Below are 20,788 nucleotides of genomic sequence, written 5' to 3' on the forward strand. Positions count from 1 at the left end.
AACATGCCAAGACACCACCTACCCCCGCGACGATACGCCTCACACGTACTACGAGCCTCGCGCACGACGCGCCACGGAAATCCCTCGCAAGCCTGCGTCATCGACATCACACAGCTGGAAAGCGCGGAGTTCTGCCGCCGTCGGTACGACAATTTCTCAACGCTGATCATCATGCCGATCTTCGCCATCGTCATCGCCGCACTGTTGTTTTCGTTAATCGGCACACGGGAAATCACCGTGACCAGCACCGGTGAGATCATGCCGGCATCCAGCATCATACGAATCCAGTCCACCAGCGGGAAACGCATCATCACCAACCATCTTCGGGAGAACCGCAACGTGCGCAAAGGCGAGACCCTACTCGTCTACGATAACGGACAGAACGCCGCGCAACTTGCCGAGTTCCATACGCAACTCAGCACCATCAAGCGACGACAGCACGCAATCACACAGCTGAAAGCCGGTTTGGTGGATGATTCGGTGGATTTCACAGGCCCTGACGAATTCGGCTATGGCAGCATGCTCGCCGACTACCGGGCACGGAAAGCGCAACTGAACAGCGAAGCCGCGCAGCAATCCCAAACCGCTGCGGCGCAAAACGACGAAGTGGCAGCGACACGCACCTCCATCGACGATCAGATCGCGCAGAATCAGGAGCGTCTCGATGACTACGCCGAACTGCGTTCCGCCATCGTCTCCGGCAGCGACCTGCCAAGTGACAACACCTTCCAATCAACCTATGAGCTGTTCCGTGCGCAAATCCGAAACGTCATGGCATCAGGAGACGGCACCGGATCGTCGCAAGCCGCCATCACGGCACAAACCCTCGCCGACATCGATGACTCCGTACGACAACTCAACGAAACCAACGGAACACTGCGCACCCAACAAGCGAGCACCGGTACCGCCATGGCACAGAACGCCAGTGCAATGAACGACGTCAACGCGCTACAAGCCCAATACCTGCTCAATGCCGATAAGGAACTTGCCGAAGCGAACGCAACACGTGTCGAGATGGAGACCAACATCACATTGGCAAACGCCACGGCAAAAGACAGCACCGTGACCGCACCGGCTGACGGCACCATCCACCTCAACGCTTCCACGAAAGGCATGAGGACCATTCCCACCGGCAGCGTCGTGGCGGAGCTCTATCCACCTTTACGCAGAAAGACACCGCTCGATATGGTGTTTCCCGTGACTACGGACGAAATCGACTCCGTACATGTCGGGCAGTCTGTGCGGTTAAGCAGCTACCGACATTCCGCCAAACCATTGGTTCTCATGGCATCGGTGACGTCGATAGCGACCTCGCCGACACGCACCGAATCAGGCAACTATTTCGAAGTGCGGGCACGCGTCCGTGCCGGAGCCGCGAGCCAGCTCAATCGGCTCCGGTACGGACTCACCGGAAAGGTTTCCGTCATCACCGGGAAGAAGACGTTCTTCGCCTATTACCGGGACAAGATTCTTCATCCCTGATGACCTGACCGGTACTGTTATGCTCAGCGCTTCGCCATCGCGCGCAATACGCACTTGCGCAGTTCGGAGGCGATGAGGACGAAGGCGGCGAGGCCGATGCATTCGAGCCAGGCCAGTGGGCTCAGCGGCGTGGTGCCGAACGCGGTGTTGAGGAACGGCACGTAGATCACGACGAGCTGCAGCACGATGGACAGGCCGATCGCACCCCACAGCCACTTGTTCGAGAACAGGCCGACGAACACGCTCTGCAGGTGGGAGCGCGAGGCGAGCGCGTTGAACAGCTGCGCGAACACGAGGATCGTGAAGCCCATCGTGCGCGCCTCGGTCATCTGCGCCTCATGGCCGAGCGCGTCCACCGAACGGTCGGTGAACAGGCCACCGGCGAGGTGCATGTCCATGCCGATCAGCGTGACGGCCGCCATGATGATGCCGATGAAGATGATGTCGCCCCACATCGAGGCGTCGATCACACGGTCGGTGATGCGTCGCGGTCTGCGGTTCATCACGTCCTCGGTCTGCGGGTCGACGCCCATCGCGAGCGCGGGCGCCGCGTCGGTGAGCAGGTTGATCCACAGCAGCTGCGTGGCGAGCAGCGGCACGGTCACGCCGGTGGATTCGGGCTGCGTGATGCCGAGGAATCCGGCGAGCACGACGCCGAAGAACACGGTGAACACCTCGCCCACGTTGGAGCTCAGCAGGTAGCGCAGGAACTTGCGGATGTTGTCGAAGATCACGCGACCTTCGCGCACGGCGGCCACGATGGTGGAGAAGTTGTCGTCGGCGAGAATCATCTTCGCGCTCTGCTTGGTGACCTCGGTGCCGGTGATGCCCATCGCGACGCCGATGTCCGCGGTCTTGACGGCCGGGGCGTCGTTGACGCCGTCGCCGGTCATCGCGACGATGTTGCCTTGCCGCTGCAGCGATTCGACGATCTTCAGCTTGTGTTCGGGCGCGACGCGCGCGTACACGGACACTTCGGACGTGGCCTTGTCGAACGCGGCTTGGTCGCCAGCGAGCGCGTCGAGCTGGTCGCCGGTGAGCGCCTTGCCGTCGCGGTCGATGATGCCGAGGTCGGAGGCGATGCGCGCGGCGGTCAACGGATGGTCTCCGGTGATCATGACGGCGCGGATACCGGCACGATGCGCCTCGGCCACCGAGTCGCGCACTTCGGTGCGCGGCGGATCGATGATGCCGACCATGCCGTTCCAGATGAGGTCGGTCTCGATTGCGTCCGCCTGGTCGGCGATGTCCGCGACCTGACCGGCAGCGTTCGTCTGGATGTCGGGCACCTGCGACAGGTTCGCGGTGCCGAGTGGACGGTACGCCTCGCCGAGCGTGCGGTACGCCTCGGAGGAGAGCCGTTCGACGGTCGCGAGGATCGTCTGCCGGTCGCCTTCCGTCAACGGGCGCACCTGCCCGCCGACCTCGATGCGCGTGCAGTACGAGAGCAGCACGTCGGGCGCGCCCTTCGCGAACACGGTGAGTTCGCCGCCCTCCGTCGCGTCCTTCGCAATCACGGACATGCGTTTGCGTTCGGACGTGAACGGCACTTCGGCGACGCGCGTGAACTGTCCGTAGCCCTTCATCGCTCCGGTCTTGCGCGCGGCGACGATGAGCGACACCTCGGTCGGATCGCCGACGACCTCCCAGCGCCCGTTCTCCTCGCGCAGGTCGCCGTCGTTCGCGATCGTGCCGGCGGCGAGCGTGGCGAGCGCCTCCGCCTTGAGCGCCGGGGCAGATGCGAGCGGTGAACCGTCGGCGGCGGTCATCTTGCCTTCCGGCGTGTAGCCGGTGCCGGTGAGATGCACTTCGCCACTCGGCGTGACGATGCGTTCGACGGTCATCTCGTTGCGCGTCAGCGTGCCGGTCTTGTCCGAACAGATCACGGACGCGGAGCCGAGCGTCTCGACGGAGTGGAGTTTCTTCACGATCGCGTTGTGTGCGGCCATGCGCTGCACGCCGAGCGCGAGCACGACGGTGAGGATCGCGGCGAGGCCTTCCGGCACGGCGGCGACGGCGAGCGACACGGCGAGCAGCAGCGAGTCAATGACGTCGTGGATGTCGTTGAATCCTTCGAGGAACGCGAGCGCGGCGAGCACGACCACGGCGATGATGACGACGGCGATGCCGAGGATCTTGGAGACGTAGTCCATCTCCTTCTGCAACGGGGTCTTCTCGTCCTCCGTGGCGGAGAGCATACCGGCGATCTTGCCGACCTGCGTGTCCATGCCGGTACCGGTGACGATGGCGCGGCCGGTGCCCTGCGTGACGGACGTGCCGTTGAAGATCATGTTCGCACGATCGCCGAGCGCCTTGGCTTCGACGAGCGTGTCCGGCTTCTTGCCGACAGGCACGGATTCGCCGGTGAGCGACGCCTCGGCGATGCGCAGGCTCGCCGCGGTGACGAGACGGCCGTCCGCGGAGACCGAGTCGCCTTCCGCAAGCACGATGACGTCGCCGGGGACGACGTCGACGGTGTTGATGCGCACGACCTTGCCGTCGCGCAGCACGGATGTGGTGGGGGCCGTCATGCCGGCGAGCGCCTCGACCGCGGCCTCCGCCTTCGCTTCCTGGATGTAGCCGAGCACGGCGTTGACGATGAGGATGAGCACGATGACGATCGCGTCGAACGGCAGCGCCTCGCCGCCTTCCGCGCCGGGCACCGCGTTCGCTTTCTCGATGAACCAGGCGATCACGGAGATGACGGTGGCGGCGAGCAGCAGGTAGACGAGCGGATCCTTGAACTGGGCGAGGAACTTCTTCCATTTCGGCACGGGAGGCGCTCCGGCGAGCTCGTTCGTGCCGAACTGCTCCAGACGGCGCGTGGCCTCGGCCGAACTCAGGCCGACGTTCGGGTCGACGTCGAGCGCTTTGGCGACGTCGAGCGCATCGGTCAGGCTCGGGTCGACGTCGTTCGGCAACCCCTGCCGGGTGGGCGCGCCCTCGATCGTTGCGGACGCGGCGGATTGATCCTTCGTGCGATCAACCATGATGATCTCCTTGGTATAGCCGCGGAGTAGTCAACACACGGGAATGCACGCCGGTTGTCTCTCCGACGGCCCGCATGCTGCGCGGTTATGGACGCCGACGCGACTGCCGCCGACGCATGTGGCCCCATTATTCCACACGTTTCCGCCCGCCGGCATAAACAGTCCCCCGCCCGTTGCCCACCGCGTGTCGTTCCTCGACCGTCACGGCTCTACCCCCGAATAACCGTGCATAGCGGGGAGGAGCCCACCGGGCTCCCCCGCTTAACATCCCGACCGCTTAGTGGGACCACACCGCCGCGTCGGGGTCGAAGTCAGGGTTGTAGCCGTCGTCGGGGTCGTTGTAGGTGTACTCGTCGTCGACGACGCCCGAATCGGCCTCTTCGAGGAGAGTGTCGATGTCCTTCTTGTCGAGCATCTGACTGGGCAGGACGTTCTTGATGTAGCTGGTCACCGCCTCGCCCATCGGCACGTCGTGGCCCGCCTTCTCCGCGAGGAACCACCGGTGAGTGAGCACCTCGTGGAAGAACTGGGCCGGCTCGATCTGCGAACGGTATTCGCGCGGAATGGACCGCACGGTAGGCTCGAACACCTCACGCATCCAATCGGTGGCGACGATCTCCAGATCCTCGCCCTCGCGCCACGTGGAGGCGCGGTAGGCGTCAAGGTCGTTGAGCAGCCGGCGAGCCTGGTTCTCCTGCACGTCGAGGCCGGTGAGACGCAGCAGCTTGCGGTTCGCATAGCCGGCGTCCACGACGCGCGGGCGCACGAGCACGCGCTTGCCATCGTCGTCGGTCTTCATCTCCAGCTCGTCCACGTCGAAGCCGAGTTCGTTGAGCTTGTTGACGCGCTTCTCGATCTTCCACATCTCGTCCGGGCCGAACTTGTCGGTGTCGGTCAACGCGCTCCACAGCGAATGGTAGCGCTCGACCAGACGGTTGCCGACCTCGATCTCGTCCACGTCGCTGGGCAGCAGCTGGCCGGAGCTCAGATCCATCAGTTCGCCGATGATGTTCGTGCGCGCCAGATCGATGTCGTATTCGCGCTGTCCCTCGGTGAGGTTCACCTGCAGATCGCCGGTCTCGGCGTCCACGAGGAACGCGGAGAACGCGTCGGCGTCGCGCAGGAACAACACGTTCGACAGGGAGACGTCGCCCCAGTAGAAACCCGCCAGATGCAGGCGCACGAGCAGCACGGCCAACGCGTCGATGAGACGCTCGGCCGTGTCCGGGCGCAGATTGCGGGCGAACAGGGCACGGTACGGCAGCGAGAACTTGAGATGCTTCGTCACGAGAATCGCTTCGAGCGGCTCGCCGTCCTTGCTGTGACGTCCCGTCACCACGGCGACCGGGCGCACGGAGGGCAGTTCGAGCTTCTGCAGTCGACGCAGAATCTCGTACTCGCGTTCGGCCATCTGCCGCGTGATCTCCTTCATCGCGTACACCTCGTCGCCGACGTGCACGAAACGCACCACGTGGCGGGAGATACCGCGCGGCAGATTGGCGAGCAGATCCTCGGGCCACGTGGCGAGCGGCTTGTGCCACGGCAGCGTGAACATCTTCGGATTCGAGCTCGCCGCCGTGATGTTCAACGCCCGCGGTTCCGCGTTGCCGGAGGTCCCGGCTTCGGCGAGGACGCTCGTCGCCTTCGCCGCTCGCGGATCCAGTTTCGACAGATTCATCGATGCTTGCATCGTCGTGCCTACCTACCTTGTTGCCTATCTGTACCTGTGTGCTCTGCCGTGCGTGCCTGTGTCTGTTCGCCCGCGGCCGGTCGGTCGGCGGCCCTATCGACCGCCGACCCTTCCGCCGCCCTCTGGCCGCCGATGACGGACCTACTCGGCCGCCTCGCCGGCCTTGCGGCGCGCGTTCGCGACCGCGTACAGGCTGATGCCCGCCGCGACCGACGCGTTCAACGATTCGACCTGGCTGGAGATCGGAATGCCGGCGATCGCGTCGCACGCCTCGCGCACGAGACGGCTCACGCCCTTGCCTTCCGAACCGAGCACGACGACCAGCGGATCGGTCTCGAAGCCGGTCTCGCCGACGAGGCTGCTGCCGCCGCCGTCGAGCGCGACCGCGTAGTAGCCGCGTTCCTTGAGGCTTTCGATGGCCTTCGTCAGGTTGACGACGCGGCACACCGGCAGGTGCGCGGCCGCACCGGCCGACACCTTCCACGCGGCGGCGTTCACCGACGCGGAACGGCGCTCCGGCAGAATCACGCCGTTCGCGCCGAACGCGGCGGCGGAACGGATGACCGCGCCGAGGTTCTGCGGATCGGTCACGCCGTCGAGCGCGATGAACAGCGGACGTGCGGCGATGCGCGCGGCCGCCGAGTTCGCGGCCTCCATCGCGCGCGCCTTCTTGTCCGCGCGATCGGCCAGTTCGGCGAGCGAGGAGTACTGGTACGGCTCCACCTTGAGGATGACGCCCTGATGGTTGCCGGAACGGGCGATGCGGTCCATCTCCAGACGGTCCGCCTCCATCATGTGCAGGCCCTGCACGCCGGCGAGCTTGACGATCTCACGCGTGCGGTCGTCGTGTTCGATGCGCGAGGCGACGTACAGCGTGTTGCTGGGCACGCCAACGCGCAGCGCCTCAAGCACCGAGTTGCGGCCGAACACCAGATCGGAGGTGTCGTTCGTCGAGAACTTGTCAGCGCGGCGGCGGGCCGCGAGACGCGGATCGGCCATCTGGCGGCGCATCGCCGCGTTCTTCATCTTGTATGCCTTGTGGTATTCGCGGTTCTCGGCCTTGGGCGTCGGCCCCTTGCCGCGAAGCGCGTTCCTGTGCTTGCCACCCGACCCCTTGGTCGGTCCTTTCTTAGTAACCATACGGGTCATTGTCCCAGCACCCCAGCCCAACGTAGGCCATCGCGGGCAAAATCACCCGAAACCCGTCACGGTTATCACGGCTTCGACGCCGCCGCCAAGACGTAGCGCCGGCCGCGGGTCTTGCCCTCCACCAGCAACGTGCCGTCCGTGACCATCGCGTTGAGACGTTTACGCACGGTGCGCGCATCCGCACCCGTGTCTTCCACCAGCTGCGGAACCGTCACCATGCCGGCGGCATGCAGTCGTCGCATCATCGCAGCCACTATCGGATCGTTCTGCGGCCTGCTCTCCGTATCGTTCACGACCACACGTTCGGTCGAGGTTCCGGTGCCGGACGCCACGGAGTCCGCCCCCGCAGGCGAGACGACCGGCACCATCGCAGTGAATACGTCACCATCCGTGAACTCCGGATCGACACCGGTGTACAGCCGCGATGCCTTGACCAACGCACGCAACCCGCTGCCGAGCGTCTCCGCAATGCCGGTCTGCACGAACACGTCGGCGATAATCGGGTTCTTCGGCATCGGCGTGAATTCCCCCAGCCGCATACGCCCCTCGAAGAACGCACGTGACGCATTGACCGTACGAATCGACTCCTTGTCCATCACGATGCGCGCCATGACCGGGCTGAAATACTCGCGATGCATCAGACTGTTCGCCACAAGCTCCCGGGCGATCAGGTCGCGTGGACTGGTCCGTTTATCACCATCCAAGGCGAATCGGTCAGGCAAGTGGCCGCGCACGAATGCGCTGAGACGCTCATACGCGTCAAACAGGTTCGTGCGAACCATCAGCCGGTCATCGTATCGGTCTTCATTCTCGCGACGCACGACCGCATCGGTGACGTAAGCGGGACAGATCGAGGAAATCACCTCATCCTTGCCGAGCAGCAGCACCGCAGCGAGGTTGAATCCTTCCTCACCGGTCGTATAGTCACGGTCATACAGTTTGGCGCTGCGGAACAGCTCCTCGTCCGACATCATCCCCCATGGATGTCCGGCACGTTGCGCGACGGCCATGCTCCGCATGCGCGCGATGAGATCCGCGCGCAGGTCAAACGGCGTGACGTAGCGGAAGATGCGACGCTCGGAATAGTAGTTCTGCTTGCGAAGGTACATCTGTCCGATTTGGATGTCCCCATCGATCCGCACGTCGGCATCGGCCACGCGGTCGTACACCACTCCCTTGAACCGAATCACCGACGAACTGGGAGCAACCCACACGCGCACCACGGTCCGTCCTTCACATTCGATACGTTCCGTCTCCACCGTCGGAGCCGGTACGAACAGTTTCCGGTTCACAGCCACGTTCGCAATGTTCCGCTCGATTTCCACCGCTCGGTCCGTCGCCACGCCGACGACTTCCCCATCATCCGAAACGCCAAGATAGATATCGCCGCCCATGCGATTGGAGAACGAGCAGACGGTCTCGAACGTATCCGCATGGGGGAGGTCGCCGCACCGCTTGAACTCCACGGTCGATGATTCACCACCACGTATTGCATGCATCAATTCATCTGGTGTCATTGCTGTTACATGCCCCAATTCTTAATCACATAATGTATTGATTACATCAATATCACGTTTTGTACACCATCATATCCCCTTATACGGGCATTTATTCAATCATTCATGCATCTCATTAGCGCCAATAATGACATAATTCGCACATACTGTACGTATTTCCATCCGGCTCTTCGCATCGTGCGAATGTAGTGCCGTGCGGTTGCCGGCGGCCCTTGTATCCGTCTCCAGCCGGCGGGAGGCGGCGCACGACACCGGACGGTGCGCAACAAAGAAAGCCCCGCAACGCAGCGGGGCTTTCTCCACGAGACGGAGTAGAGAGGAAGAGAGACGTCTCGTGTAATGGTTGGCCGATTCGCCGGCGTCGGCGAGTCGACCAAGTCTTTCAGGTCACCTCGGCCGCCTCGGTCATCTCAGAGCGGCCGGAACCGCGCGTCAGTTGATGCGCAGCTCGGTGGACGGGGCGAACAGGTGCATCTTGGCCGGATCGATCTTGATCTTGACGGTCTCGCCGACCTTCGGCAGCGCACGCGGGTTCACACGGACCGTGGTGAGCTTGTTCTGGTCGGACATGACCTGGGCCTCCTCGGCGGCGGAGCCGTCGGTGATGATGTTGCCGTAGATGAAGCCGTCGGAGCCGAGATCCTCGACGTTGACGACCTTCAGGGAGAAGGCGTTCGGATCGTCGGCCGGGGCCAGCGAGGCGTCCTCCGGGCGGAAGCCGACGACGATCTTGCCGCCGTCCTCCGGGGTGAGCTTGTCGACGGCCTCGGCAGGCAGGTCGATGGTGTCCTCGCCGATCTGCGCCTTGCCGTTGACGACCGGGTGCACGTTGATGTTCATCGACGGGGAGCCGATGAAGCCGGCGACGAAGACGTTGGCCGGGCGGTCGTACAGCTCGGTCGGGGCGCCGACCTGCTGCAGCTTGCCGAGCTTGATGACGGCGATGCGGTCGCCCATCGTCAGCGCCTCGGTCTGGTCGTGGGTCACGTACAGGGTGGTGACGCCGAGCTGACGCTGCAGAGCGGCAATCTGGGTACGGGTCTGGACGCGGAGCTTGGCGTCGAGGTTGGACAGCGGCTCGTCCATGAGGAACACCTTCGGCTTGCGCACGATGGCGCGGCCCATGGCGACGCGCTGGCGCTGGCCACCGGACAGGGCCTTCGGCTTGCGGTCGAGGTACTCGGTCAGGTCGAGAATCTTCGCGGCCTCTTCGACGCGCTTGCGGATCTCCTCCTTCGGGGTGCCGGCGATCTTCAGGGCGAAGCCCATGTTGTCGGCGACGGTCATGTGCGGGTACAGCGCGTAGTTCTGGAAGACCATGGCGATGTCACGGTCCTTCGGCTGCATGGTGGTGACGTCCTTATCACCGATGAGGATGCGGCCCTTGTTGACTTCCTCCAGGCCGGCGAGCATGCGCAGGGTAGTGGACTTGCCGCAGCCGGACGGGCCGACGAGGACGAGGAACTCGCCGTCCTTGATGTCGAGGTTCAGATCATCCACGGAGGGCTTGTCGTTGCCCGGGTAGACGCGGGTGACGTGGTCGAAAATGACTTCAGCCATGGTTGTTCAATCCTTTCAGAGGCAGGTACGTGCCTCACGATCCGTTGTAAAGGGATTATTCGGTTGATTGCTGTGCCGTGATCCGTTCGTCGCCCCGCCGCATCGCTGCGATACGATGACGATCTGCAAACCTCAGCGTTTACTTATCAGGACCGGCGGAATCGTTCCCGCCGAACCTGCCGCTCACTATACACGGTGTTCACGCTCACGCAAGGAAAACGCTTTCGCATGGGCGTTTCCCCGAACAATGCCCGACACACATGTCGCACACGCGACCCGCATCACAGCTTCATCGAGACGGAGTCGCTGCCGGTGCGCACCACGAACGAGACCTCGCTGGCATCGGGCGATTCAAGGGCGGTGTTGCATGCGATGATTGCACCGAACTCGTCCTTCACCGTTGACTCCATTTCAAGCACGGGAGTGCCATCCGGCACGCCGAAGTACCAGGCCATGCGGCCATCGAGCACACGCACACGCACGGTCACGTCGTTCTCCACGAGATTGACCGCGTAGGTATGTTCGAGGTATTCGTACAGCGAATCGGCCGTGAAACCGTCATCATGGACCTTCGGGAAGCGCGCGGCGGCGAGAAACGTTACCACGTGCTGACGCGGCGAGTCACCGATCAAGCGCAACCGCTCGAGTCGGACGAGATCGGCGTCCGCGTCAAGTCCGAGGCGTTCTGCGGCCTTGGCGTTGCGCACAATACTGTTGTCGATGACCTTCGTGCTCACCACATTGCCGAGCGTGGCCTGCTGGCGGAAGAAGCCCATGATCGTGCTGCCGAGCGACTTCCTCTGCGCCCCCGTGACGCCCACGCCCCCGCGAACGCCGGCCACGCCGTCGGAGCCGGAACCGTCCACGGCGGTCTCGGTGCGGAAGGTGCCGCGTCCCTGCTCGCGCACGAGCAGCCCCTCCTGGATGAGATCGCCGATGGCATGGCGCAGCGTGATGCGGCTGACCCCGTACCGCTCGCACAGTTCGGGTTCGGCCGGCAGCTTCTCCCCCGGCCGCATGGCCCGGGCGCGCTGCCGCAGGTTGTCCCTGACCGCGACGTATTTGGGAACGCCCTCCGCCATGTTTCCAGCTCCTTTCCGTACGTTATGACTTTACCGTGTCCCGCCGTCGCACGACAGCCGACGGCGCCCGGCGCGGGATGGCGCCATCACACGACGGCCGACATCATACGATATGACGATTGCCGGAAACGGCGCATGGCCATTCCCGGCAATCTCATGTCGACCCGCACAACGGGCCGGTCCGTCGGAGCGGACCGTCATCCCCACCGTCACTCGGCGGCGACGGCCTTCTTGTCACGGCGACTCATCACGAAGGACGCGATGTAGAAGACGACGACCGCGGCGATGATGCCGCCGATCAGCGCGAACTGGCCGCCGTTGACGCCCAGCTGGCCGAGCAGGATGCCGGCCACGCCGAAGTCGGCGTCGGAGTAGGTGGCGTTCGCCATGCCGGTCTCACCGAGCACCGGCAACAGGAACAGCGGCAGGAACGTGATTGCGAGGCCGTTGACGAACGAGCCGATGACCGCGCCGCGGATGCCGCCCTGGCCGTTGCCGATCACGCCGGTGGCACCGCCGGTCATGAAGTGGGCGACGATGCCGGGGATGATGATGGTCGTGCCGGCGAGCGCCATGATGCCCATGCCGACGATGCCGCCGACGAAGCTGGAGATGAAGCCGATGAGCACGGCGTTCGGGGCGAAGGTGAAGATCATCGGCACGTCGAGGGCCGGCTTGGAGTCCTTCACGAGCTTCTCGGAGATGCCCTTGAAGGCGGGGACGATCTCGCCGAGCACCACGCGCACGCCGGCGAGGATGATGAACACGCCCGCGGAGAAGGTGGCGGCCTGCAGGAGGGAGAAGACGATGAAGTTCTGGCCGTCGGACAGCTTGCTCTCGATGTAGGAGCCGCCGGCGCACAGGGCGACGATCACGTAGATGACGGCCATCGACAGGGCGATGATGACGGTGGTATCGCGCAGGAAGCCGAGGCCGGACGGGAACTTGATGTCCTCGGTGGACTTGGACGGGTGCTTCTTGGAGCGGGTGAGGCGGGCGACCAGGCCGCCGAGGGCGATGCCCGCGCCGCCGGTGTGGCCGAGCGCCACGTCGCCGGTGCCGGCCGCGTCCTTCATGAACGGCTGCACGAGGGCCGGGGAGATGGTGACGATGAGGCCCTGGGCGATGGCACCCCACAGGATGACGCCCCAGGTGGGCAGACCGGCGACCTCGAGGATCACGGCGACCATCGTGGCCATGTAGAACGCGACATGGCCGGACAGGTAGATGTACTTGAAGCGGGAGGTCATCGACAGCAGGACGTTGACGATCATGCCGAAGAAGAAGATCAGGGCCGCTTCGGAGCCGTACTTCACGAGCACGGTGCCGACGATGGCTTCGTTGTTCGGCACGACGCCCTGCACGTGGAACGCATGCTGGAACATGCTGCCGAACGGATCGAGCGCGCCGGAGACGACGGACGCGCCGGCGGCGAGCACGAGGAAGCCGACCATCGTGCGTATGGTGCCCTTCATGATGTCGGTGGCCTTCTTGTGCTGCACGGCCAGGCCGATGAGCGAGATGAGGGCCACGATGATCGATGGCTGGCGGAAGATGTCCAGCAACACTGACAAAACGCCGTTCATGGTTGTTCCCTACCTATCCTTTCTGTTGTTCTTCGTTCTCTGGGTTCTTCGGACCTGACGGCCCTCGGGACTACTTGTTCGGCACCTCGACGCCGTGGCGCTCGAGAGCGGCGGTGACCTGCTTGGTGATGTTCTCCATGTCGATGAGGCTGTCGAGCACGACGACGTCGCCCATCAGGCCGGTCGCGGCCTCGGCGATGTCACGCCCGACGAACAGCACGTCGGCGGAGGTCGGGCCGACTGACGCGATGTCCATGTGGTCGGTCTCCACGCCGTCGACGCCAAGGTTCTTGAGCGCCTTCTCGATGTTGAGCTGGGTCATGAAGCTGGAGCCGAGTCCGGTGCTGCATGCGGTGATGATCTTCATTGGTCTGCCTTTCTGGGAAAACGGAAATCGTTGGAATGGGAAGAAGGAAAAGGGAAATGTAACGGGGAGGCGCGCGACTCTCAGGCGAGCGCCGCGGTGAGCTCGGCGACGCTTCCGGCCGCATTCACGGCGGCGAGCCTGTCTGCGTCGGTGAGGAGCGAAGCCAGCGCCTGCATCAGATCGATGTGCGCATTGGCGTCCTCGGCGGCGAGACAGAACATCGTGGAGATCGGATGCGACGCGTCATCGGCTAGGGCGAACGGCTCGCCGACGTGCAGTACGGATAGCGACGTCGTCTTCACTCCGGTCTCGGGTCGGGCATGCGCGAGCGCGACGCCCCCGCCGAGGTCGATATAGGTGCCGCCGGGCGATGAAATCGACGTCTTGATCGCCTCGACATAACCGTCGGTGATGGTGTCGGCGTCGAGTAGCGGACGGGTGACCACGTCGACGGCCTCACGCCAGTCCGCCACCTTGTCGATGACGAGCACGCCTCCTGATTGGAGATATGACGACAGCACGATGCCTCCTTGCGAAGTACGGGGGGTGCGCCGTGGCCTGCGATGGCCTCGGCCGGATCCGTCCGGCGGTCCATCCCGTCGCCCGGATTCGTAATGTCATCATATCGTCATAACGTCATATCGTCATATCGGGCGTGTCGTTATCATGTACCGGCCGGTCCGGCGACTGCGCCGCATGACAGGCACGTCACACGTCAACACTTCGCGTCGGTCCGTTGAATGCGCAGTTGACGCCAGTCCTCGCGCATGTCGCGGAACAATTCCGCCAGCGAGGGCCGGTCGTCGCCCCCATCGACGTCATCGCGATCCTTCTCCGATCTCGCATGACGGGCGACGGCGGCCTTCAACGTGCCGAGCAGTTCACGCAGCGCGTCCGGAATCGCCTCGCCGTCGCCCTCCTCGATCTCGGCGCGCAGGTCGTCGATGCGCCGGTGAAGGACATCCGCGCCCTCCGGGTCGATCTTCAGGCCGGCCGCGATCGACTGGCGCATCGTCTCGTAGTCGAGGTTTGCGAGGAAGTTGAGCTGCTGGAGGCGCATGAACCCCTTGAGCTCGGGGAATCGCGCGACGATGTACTCCTCGCGGTCGTCGGCCGCCTTCATCCAGTCGCGCGTGAGCTGCGGGTCGAGCGTCGCGGTGATCGACCCGGCGCGCAGACGGTAGTGGTACAGCGTCTCGGGGATGCGCACGACGCGCGTGGACGAACCGATCACGGTGCAGATGCGCGCGAGGTCCTCGATCTTGCGCCCCACGGGGAACGCGAACCCGGTGCCCTGGTAGACGGCGGCGGGCGCGAGGAACGCCCAGAAGTAGCCGTCGATCTCGGCCCGCACCTGCATTTTGACGGCCTCGACCGGCTCGAGCACCTGCACGTCGTCGTAATCGTTGTGCCGGTAGTCGCTCAACAGCGTCCTGCCGTTTTCGGAAATCGTGTCGAATTTGAACATCACAAGGTCGGCGTCGTACTCGCGCATCGCGGCGAGACAATCGGCGACGAGGTTCGGCGCGACCGTGTCGTCGGAATCGGCAAAGTAGATGTAGTCGCCGGTCGCCTCGGCGATGCCGGCGTTACGCGCGTCGGACAGGCCGCCGTTCAGCTTGTGGATGACGCGCACACGGGCGTCGCGCGCGGCCCACGCGTCGCACATGGCCGGGCAGGCGTCGGGAGACCCGTCGTCGACGAGCAGGATTTCGAGATTGCGGTACGTCTGCGCCACGACGCTCGCCACGCACGCGTCGAGGAACCGCTCGACCTTGTAGACCGGGATGACGACGCTGACCAGCGGCCCGGCGCAATCACGTTCCATGCACTCACGTTCCATGCGCACCAGCGTAACGCCTGCAAGGAACGGCGCACACCGCGTTCACGTGGACGCGGCCGTTCGCGCAGCCCGCTCCCGGCGCGGCGCGCGACCGGCCGATACAATCGGGAGACGGAGGCCACGCAAGGCAAGGAGGTTGGTCATGCGCGACATCAGAATCGGAGTGGTCGAGGACGACGCTTCGGCATGCCAGACGGTCCTGGACTATCTCAACCGCTACCAGAGCGAAAGCGCGGAGACCAAGCACGACGGCGTGCGCTTCACCGTCTCCGTGTTCGACGACGGCGCGAAGATCGTCGAGAAGTACGCTCCCGTCTACGACATCCTCCTGCTCGACATCGAGATGGCGGGCATGGACGGCATGGAGGCGGCGCGGCGCATCCGCGAGCGCGACGACGCGGTCGTCATCGTGTTCATCACCGCGGCGCCGCAGTACGCGATCAACGGATATCAGGTCGGGGCGCTGTCGTATCTGCTCAAACCGGTGCCGTGGTTCGCGTTCAAGCAGGAGATGAAACGGTCGATCGACATGGTGCGGCGCCGCGCCGACGCGTCGATCCTCATCGATGCGGGCGGCGCGCAGCAGCGGCTGGAACTCGCCGACGTGCTGTATGTCGAGTCGATCCGGCACACGATCGTCATCCATACGCTCGGCGGCAAACTGTCGGTGACGGGCACGCTCAAATCGTATGAGGAGCGGCTGGCTGAGCATGATTTCTTCCGGTCGAACTCCTGCTATCTGGTGAATCTGCGCCACGTGACCGGCATGGCGGATCAGGATTGCGTGATGTCGAACGGCGAGATGCTGCGCGTGAGCCGCCCGCGCAAGAAGGCGTTCATGACCGCGCTGGCCGCGTACATGGGCGGCATGGGCGGCGCGTGATGGGCGGGCTTGGCGCGTTCGACGGCGCGACGATCACGAACGCGATGCCGGACATCCCGCGCCTGTTCACCGCGATCTGCGAGTGGGCGGCGTGCGTCACCTATCTCGCCGTCATCCACCGCCGCGTGACGCCACAGCGCACGGCGGCGGTCGCGGCGGTCGGATTGGCGGCGATGATCGGCGTGCAGTATCTGGCCGGCGCGATGCCGCTGTGGTTCTGGACGCTCGGCATGCTGCTCGCGTTCGGCTGCATGTGGCTGATCGTGTGGCGAGGCAGCGGAAGCGGCAAACGCGAAGGACTGTACGTGACGGCGCGCGCGTTCGTGCTCGCCGAACTGGTCGCGTCATTGCAGTGGCAGATCTCGACGTTTCTGGAATACGGAGCGGGCATGCCGCCGCGCCAACCGTTCGCGACGTTGATCCTGATCGGCGTGTACGCGGTCTGCTTCGCCGCGGCGTGGGCGGTGGAGCGGCGCAACTTCAGCCGGTCCGCGCCGACGACCGTCAGCGCGCAACTGGCCGTCGGCACGGTGGCGATCACCGTGGTAACGTTCGCGATGAGCAATCTGAGCTTCGTGTCGACGAACACGCCGTTCTCCGGCAAAATCGGCCAAGAGGTGTTCTACATCCGCACGCTCGTCGACTTCTGCGGGTTCGCGATCCTGTACGCACAGCAGGAGCAGGCGCGGCGGATGGAGGCGAGCGCGGAGCTCGCCTCCATCAACGCGCAGTTGGAGAGCCAGCATCAGGAGTATCTCGCGTCGAAGGAGAATCTGGAGTCGATCGGACGGCTCGCGCACGATCTCAAACATCAGATCGCCGCGTTGCGCGCCGAAGTCGATCCGGAGCATGCGGCGTCGGGATTCGAGCAGTTGGAGCGTTCGGTCGCCGAGTACAGTGCGCAGCAACATTCCGGCAATCCGGTACTCGACGTGATTCTGACGACGAAGACGCGCGTGTGCGAGGAACGCGGGATCACGTTCACGGCGGTCGCGGACGGAGCGCTGCTGGGCGCCGCGGGCATGAGTTCGATGGACATCGCGACGCTGTTCGGCAACGCGTTGGACAACGCGATCGAGGCGACGTCGCGGTTGGCCGATCCGGAGCGGCGGCTGATCCGGCTCGCCCTGTACCGGCAAGGCGCGTTCACGGTGATCCGCGTGGAGAACTACTATGACGCGGTGCTGAAGAAGGATGCGGCGGGCGATCTGCGCACCACGAAACGCAATGCGACCGGCCACGGATTCGGTGTGAAATCAATCCGGCACATCGCCGCCCAGTACGGCGGCGAAGTGTCGATCACGGCCGAAGACCACTGGTTCACTCTCACCGTGCTGATTCCGGGACGGTGATGCGAGTCCGCCGCTACTTGTTCTTGGGCATGATCCAGAACTTGAGGAGCGGATAGCTGACGACGACGGCGAGGAGCGTGTTCACGACGGAGGCGATCGTGCCGGCCAGCCCCGCGTTCATGCCCCAGCCTTGGCACAGCGCGGTCACGTAGCCGGGCAGCACGAGGTTCACGACGACGATCACGACGGCGAGGATCGCGTACTTCCATGCGGCGTCGTGGAAGCTGGAATCGGACTTGAACACCCACTTCATCTGCACGAAGAAGTTCACGACCTGCGCGATCACCTCGGCGAAGAGGAAGGTGAGGAAGCCGCCCACGCCGTTGCCGGATTCCGGGTAGTTGAAGATCAGGAAGTGGAACGGCGCGGTAAGCCCGAGCGCGGCGACGAACACGGCGGTGCCGATCCACGTGACCACGAATCGCGCGATCGTGGAGATGTTCGACAGCACGTTGAACAGGATGAACTCCCAGATCGTCGGATGCGTGGCGATCCAACGGCGGATCGGGCCCATCTTTGCGTCAGTCATGGTTGATCTCCTTCGCGGTGCGCTTGTTGGCGGATTGGTTGCGGAAGTATGCCCCGATGAGCGAGCCGAGGCCACGGAACGTGTGCCCGTTGCCGATCTCGACGATCGCGTCGACCATGGCCGAATCGACCATGCCCTGCGTCATCTTGCTCATCGCGCGGGGCGGCATGTTGAGGATGAACAGCGTGTTGAGGTCGGGTGCACCGGTCTTCTCGCGCACGCTTGCCTCGCGTTTCTTCAACGTGTTCGCGACGGTCTTCGCGATGAATCCGCGCGAACCGCTCCAACTCGAGATCGGATCGTTGACGCCGAACGTCGCCGATTCGCCGTCACGGACGGATCGCGCGGTCACGTCGTGACCGAACAGCGCGGCCATCTCGGCGTCGGTCACGTGCGTGACGTCGCCGGTCAGATAGTGGCCGAGCGCGGGGTCGGGGCCGGTCGCGTCCACGTCGCCGGCGACGGCGAACGACTCGCTCAACGGCAGCGTCTCGGCGTCGAAGCCGACCGACAGCGTCCACACACCCGACTCGACGCGCCACGCGCCGGCGCCGGCGCGCGCGGCGGCGTCGAAGTGGCGGAACGTGTACCGGTCGAAGTCGATGCGCACGTCGCGCGTCTCGTGCGCGGCGAGCATCACCTTCGCGAATCCCTTGAGCTCGCGCGCGGGACGCAGCACGCCGGCGGCGCCGTGAGCGCCGTCCGCGCCGGCGTGCGCGCCTGCCGCGCCGCGCGACGGGCCGCTCACGTACAGCTGGACGACGGTCGCGCCGGCCACGTCGGAGTCGTTGGAGACGGTCACGGTGACGCCGGTCTCGTCGGCGACGAGTCCCGTCATCGTGAACGTGGCGTAGGACAGGCCGTAGCCGAACGGGAAGCGGACGGGCACGCCCGCGGTCTCGTAGTAGCGGTAGCCGACGAACGGGCCCTCACGGTAGACGGCATCGCGGCCGGTCGACGGGTACCAGCCGGCGGACGGGCAGTCGTCGTAGCGCATCGGCCACGTCTCGGCGAGATGGCCCGACGGATTGACCGTGCCGGTGAGCGCGCGCACGGTGGCGGACGCGCCCGCCTGGCCGGACAGTCCGATGTAGAGGATCGCGGCGACGTCATCGTGCCACGGCAGTTCGACCGGGGAGCCGGCGACGAGCACGACGACGACCGGCTTGCCGGTTGCGGCGAGCGCGGCGATCAGATCGTTCTGCGCCTGCGGGATGGCCATCGTCGCACGGTCGAGGCCTTCGGATTCGCTGCGTTCGTCGAGGCCGACGACGGCGAGCGCGACGTCCACGTCGTCGCGCGAGACGAGGTCGACGGCCTCGCGCACGAGTTCCGGCTTCACGGCTCCCTGGCGGTCGTAGCCGGGCGCGTAGCCGGCGACGGTGGGGGCGGCGGCGGTGGACGCGGCGTTTTCGGACGCAAGCTTGCCGAGTTCGTCGAGGATGTTCTCCTCGCGCGTGGCGTTCACCTTGGACGAGCCGGAGCCCTGGAATCGCGGGGTCTTCGCCATGTCGCCGACGACGGCGACGCGCGCGCCCGGCTTGAGTGGAAGGATGGGAGCGGTGGGCGTGCCGTCGGTACCGTCTGTACCGGTCGTGGCGTTCTTCAGCAGGACCATCGAGCCTTCGGCGACGCGGCGGGAGATCTCGTGATGCGCCTTGATGACGGATTCGTCGAGCAGGTCGTCGCGGCCGACGCCATCGAGGCGCGTGCGGCCGGCGATCTTCGCGACCTCGCGGGCGCGGGCGTCGAGGTCGGCCTCGTCGAGCGCACCGGCCTTGACCGCGTCTTCGAGTTCGCGCACGGACGTGAATCCGGGACTCGGCATCTCGAGCGAGCCGCCCGCCTTGACGGCGGCGACGGCCGAGTTGGAGCCGCCCCAATCGGAGACGACCATGCCGTCGAATCCCCATTCATCGCGCAGGATGTCCTGCAGCAGATGCTTGTTCTCGTGCGCGTAGACGCCGTTGATCTCGTTGTACGAGGTCATGATCGTCATCGGCGTGGCCTCGCGCACGGCGATCTCGAAGCCGGTCAGGTAGATCTCGCGCATCGTGCGTTCGTCGATGACCGAGTTGGAGGCCTGACGGCGCAGCTCCTGGCTGTTGACCGCGAAATGCTTCGGGCAGGCGGAGACGCCGTTCGACTGGATGCCGCGGATGAGGCCGGCGGCCATGCGGCCGGCGACGATGGGGTCTTCGGAATAGTACTCGAAGTTGCGGCCGCACAGCGGGTTGCGCTTGATGTTGAGGCCGGGGCCGAGCAGCACGTTCACGTCGAGGTCGTGCGCCTCGCGTCCGAGCGCTTCGCCCATCTGCTCGGCGAGCGCCGGATCCCACGAGCCGGCGACGGTGCCGGCGGTCGGGAAGCAGGTGGCGGGCTTGGAGGCGCCGAGACCCAGATGGTCGCCTTCGCCGAGCTGGCGTCGCACGCCATGGGGGCCGTCGCTCATCACGAAGCTGGGCACGCCGGCGCGGTCGTTGCCGCGTGAATCCCATTCGCTTCCGCCGGACAGCATCGCCGCCTTCTCGGCCACCGAAAGCTCTTCGAGTTCCATGTCACTCTCCCTTGCAGTGATTGGCTTGTTCGTTCGATTTCTTCATCGTCGTTGCTTCGATTCAATCAGGATTCGCGGGCGCGTGGGGCGGCGTGCACACAACCTGTCGTTTCCTCCGCACGAATGGCACGCAGGCTCTTACGGAACGATCCACGCATACCACTTCTCAAAATTCTTAAGAAGTTCACTGTATTACTTCTC

General features: G+C 64.8%; 15 protein-coding genes. 3 read left to right on the top strand and 12 right to left on the bottom strand.

Translation table 11 applies throughout. The features are described from left to right. Positions 1–3 precede the first annotated feature (3 nt). Entirely contained in the window at positions 4–1,482 is a 1,479-nt protein-coding gene (locus AC1AYR_RS07185) for a bacteriocin secretion accessory protein (protein ID WP_476512112.1), read from the top strand. Between the two features lie 23 nt (positions 1,483–1,505). Here AC1AYR_RS07185 and AC1AYR_RS07190 read toward each other — a convergent pair whose 3' ends face one another. The 10 genes from AC1AYR_RS07190 to AC1AYR_RS07235 all read right to left on the bottom strand — a co-directional run bounded on the left by AC1AYR_RS07190 (position 1,506) and on the right by AC1AYR_RS07235 (position 15,251). Continuing rightward, positions 1,506–4,472, bottom strand: a complete 2,967-nt coding sequence (locus AC1AYR_RS07190) for a cation-translocating P-type ATPase (RefSeq protein ID WP_476512113.1) — start codon at positions 4,470–4,472, stop codon at positions 1,506–1,508. Positions 4,473–4,749: 277 nt separating this feature from the next. Further along, complete coding sequence (locus tag AC1AYR_RS07195) at positions 4,750–6,150, bottom strand: DUF4032 domain-containing protein (protein ID WP_476512114.1); 1,401 nt, start codon at positions 6,148–6,150, stop codon at positions 4,750–4,752. A gap of 153 nt (positions 6,151–6,303) precedes the next feature. Then, a complete protein-coding gene (gene rlmB, locus AC1AYR_RS07200; protein ID WP_476512115.1) occupies positions 6,304–7,302 on the bottom strand; it encodes a 23S rRNA (guanosine(2251)-2'-O)-methyltransferase RlmB in 999 nt (332 codons plus the stop codon). A 74-nt stretch (positions 7,303–7,376) separates the two neighbouring features. After that, on the bottom strand, positions 7,377–8,828 hold the full coding sequence (locus AC1AYR_RS07205) for an RNA-binding domain-containing protein (protein WP_476512116.1): 1,452 nt from the start codon (positions 8,826–8,828) through the stop codon (positions 7,377–7,379). A 432-nt stretch (positions 8,829–9,260) separates the two neighbouring features. Then, a complete protein-coding gene (locus tag AC1AYR_RS07210) occupies positions 9,261–10,388 on the bottom strand; it encodes an ABC transporter ATP-binding protein (protein ID WP_476512117.1) in 1,128 nt (375 codons plus the stop codon). 281 nt (positions 10,389–10,669) lie between these two features. Further along, complete coding sequence (locus tag AC1AYR_RS07215) at positions 10,670–11,470, bottom strand: GntR family transcriptional regulator (protein ID WP_476512118.1); 801 nt, start codon at positions 11,468–11,470, stop codon at positions 10,670–10,672. Positions 11,471–11,679: 209 nt separating this feature from the next. Then, the gene (locus AC1AYR_RS07220; protein ID WP_476512119.1) at positions 11,680–13,056 is read right to left on the bottom strand and encodes a PTS ascorbate transporter subunit IIC; all 1,377 of its coding nucleotides are present in this window, start codon (positions 13,054–13,056) and stop codon (positions 11,680–11,682) included. 70 nt (positions 13,057–13,126) lie between these two features. Next, the gene (locus AC1AYR_RS07225; protein WP_476512120.1) at positions 13,127–13,423 is read right to left on the bottom strand and encodes a PTS sugar transporter subunit IIB; all 297 of its coding nucleotides are present in this window, start codon (positions 13,421–13,423) and stop codon (positions 13,127–13,129) included. Between the two features lie 80 nt (positions 13,424–13,503). After that, on the bottom strand, positions 13,504–13,944 hold the full coding sequence (locus AC1AYR_RS07230) for a PTS sugar transporter subunit IIA (protein ID WP_034525706.1): 441 nt from the start codon (positions 13,942–13,944) through the stop codon (positions 13,504–13,506). 194 nt (positions 13,945–14,138) lie between these two features. Beyond that, complete coding sequence (locus AC1AYR_RS07235; protein ID WP_476512121.1) at positions 14,139–15,251, bottom strand: glycosyltransferase family 2 protein; 1,113 nt, start codon at positions 15,249–15,251, stop codon at positions 14,139–14,141. A gap of 157 nt (positions 15,252–15,408) precedes the next feature. On the opposite strand from AC1AYR_RS07235, the gene AC1AYR_RS07240 reads away from it, so the two are divergent. Together AC1AYR_RS07240 and AC1AYR_RS07245 are read left to right on the top strand one after the other, a co-directional pair. After that, positions 15,409–16,149 carry a LytR/AlgR family response regulator transcription factor gene (locus AC1AYR_RS07240; RefSeq protein WP_476512122.1) on the top strand — a complete coding sequence of 247 codons (741 nt, stop codon included), beginning with the start codon at positions 15,409–15,411 and terminating at the stop codon, positions 16,147–16,149. Then, positions 16,149–17,501 carry a sensor histidine kinase gene (locus tag AC1AYR_RS07245; RefSeq protein ID WP_476512155.1) on the top strand — a complete coding sequence of 451 codons (1,353 nt, stop codon included), beginning with the start codon at positions 16,149–16,151 and terminating at the stop codon, positions 17,499–17,501. The genes AC1AYR_RS07240 and AC1AYR_RS07245 overlap by 1 nt, the downstream gene beginning before the upstream one ends. Before the next feature lie 13 nt (positions 17,502–17,514). Here the strand turns inward: AC1AYR_RS07245 and AC1AYR_RS07250 are convergent, their stop codons facing one another. Next, positions 17,515–18,030: a GtrA family protein gene (locus AC1AYR_RS07250; protein ID WP_034525698.1), complete on the bottom strand. Its 516-nt coding sequence runs from the start codon at positions 18,028–18,030 to the stop codon at positions 17,515–17,517. Beyond that, positions 18,023–20,587, bottom strand: a complete 2,565-nt coding sequence (locus tag AC1AYR_RS07255; RefSeq protein ID WP_476512123.1) for a glycoside hydrolase family 3 C-terminal domain-containing protein — start codon at positions 20,585–20,587, stop codon at positions 18,023–18,025. The genes AC1AYR_RS07250 and AC1AYR_RS07255 overlap by 8 nt, the downstream gene beginning before the upstream one ends. Between the last annotated feature and the right edge of the window lie 201 nt (positions 20,588–20,788).

Source organism: Bifidobacterium sp. LH_417, from assembly GCF_056357035.1.

Bases quoted from the DNA above. Each gene is read 5' to 3' on its own strand.
- AC1AYR_RS07185 (WP_476512112.1), top strand. From the start codon at position 4: ATGCCAAGACACCACCTACCCCCGCGACGATACGCCTCACACGTACTA.
- AC1AYR_RS07190 (WP_476512113.1), bottom strand. From the start codon at position 4,472: ATGGTTGATCGCACGAAGGATCAATCCGCCGCGTCCGCAACGATCGAG.
- AC1AYR_RS07195 (WP_476512114.1), bottom strand. From the start codon at position 6,150: ATGAATCTGTCGAAACTGGATCCGCGAGCGGCGAAGGCGACGAGCGTC.
- rlmB (WP_476512115.1), bottom strand. From the start codon at position 7,302: ATGGTTACTAAGAAAGGACCGACCAAGGGGTCGGGTGGCAAGCACAGG.
- AC1AYR_RS07205 (WP_476512116.1), bottom strand. From the start codon at position 8,828: ATGACACCAGATGAATTGATGCATGCAATACGTGGTGGTGAATCATCG.
- AC1AYR_RS07210 (WP_476512117.1), bottom strand. From the start codon at position 10,388: ATGGCTGAAGTCATTTTCGACCACGTCACCCGCGTCTACCCGGGCAAC.
- AC1AYR_RS07215 (WP_476512118.1), bottom strand. From the start codon at position 11,470: ATGGCGGAGGGCGTTCCCAAATACGTCGCGGTCAGGGACAACCTGCGG.
- AC1AYR_RS07220 (WP_476512119.1), bottom strand. From the start codon at position 13,056: ATGAACGGCGTTTTGTCAGTGTTGCTGGACATCTTCCGCCAGCCATCG.
- AC1AYR_RS07225 (WP_476512120.1), bottom strand. From the start codon at position 13,423: ATGAAGATCATCACCGCATGCAGCACCGGACTCGGCTCCAGCTTCATG.
- AC1AYR_RS07235 (WP_476512121.1), bottom strand. From the start codon at position 15,251: ATGGAACGTGATTGCGCCGGGCCGCTGGTCAGCGTCGTCATCCCGGTC.
- AC1AYR_RS07240 (WP_476512122.1), top strand. From the start codon at position 15,409: ATGCGCGACATCAGAATCGGAGTGGTCGAGGACGACGCTTCGGCATGC.
- AC1AYR_RS07245 (WP_476512155.1), top strand. From the start codon at position 16,149: ATGGGCGGGCTTGGCGCGTTCGACGGCGCGACGATCACGAACGCGATG.
- AC1AYR_RS07250 (WP_034525698.1), bottom strand. From the start codon at position 18,030: ATGACTGACGCAAAGATGGGCCCGATCCGCCGTTGGATCGCCACGCAT.
- AC1AYR_RS07255 (WP_476512123.1), bottom strand. From the start codon at position 20,587: ATGGAACTCGAAGAGCTTTCGGTGGCCGAGAAGGCGGCGATGCTGTCC.